The sequence below is a fragment of the Clostridium sp. UBA5119 genome, from assembly GCF_002414285.1.
GTDB lineage: Bacteria > Bacillota > Clostridia > Clostridiales > Clostridiaceae > Clostridium_J > Clostridium_J sulfidigenes.
The window spans coordinates 34,992-35,560 of the sequence record NZ_DHYX01000091.1; the positions used below are offsets into that span (position 1 = coordinate 34,992).

General features: G+C 28.1%; 1 protein-coding gene. It reads right to left on the bottom strand.

The annotated features are described in order from the left end of the window. A partial coding sequence (locus B2671_RS14065) for a pitrilysin family protein (RefSeq protein WP_346870965.1) occupies positions 1–569 on the bottom strand: 569 nt, incomplete at both ends.

The following is a 569-nucleotide window of genomic DNA, read 5'->3' on the forward strand; positions in this document are numbered from 1 at the left end:
CTAAAATATTTTTTAACTAACTCTATTACATATTCATGTTCATAAGATGATACCACTGTTATCACTGTATTATTAGAAACATAGTGATTATTATAATATCTTATCAAATCTTCTCTACTAATTGACTTTACAATCTCTTCTTTTCCTATTACATCAATCTTCAATGGACTATGAGTAAATGCCATATCATTTATTTTCTGGAAAGATAAATCTTCTACATCATCCTTACCACTTCTTAATTCTGCTAATATTACTCCTCTTTCCTTCTCAATGTGTTCCTCTAAAAAAGTAGGATGTTGAAGTAAGTCACTAATTAATTCTAAACTTACATCTAATTCTTCATTTAAAGTAGTAGTATTAAAAACAGTGGACATATAATCTGTATAAGCATTATACTCTCCACCTAAATTTTCTAAATCACCATTTAATTTTTCATTATCTCTATTTACAGTTCCCTTAAAAAGCATATGCTCTATGAAATGAGATATACCACGTTCTTGCTTTTCTTCACAAACAGCTCCAACCATAACTCCTATATTTAACGAAGCTATTTGGGTTTCTTTTCTTAT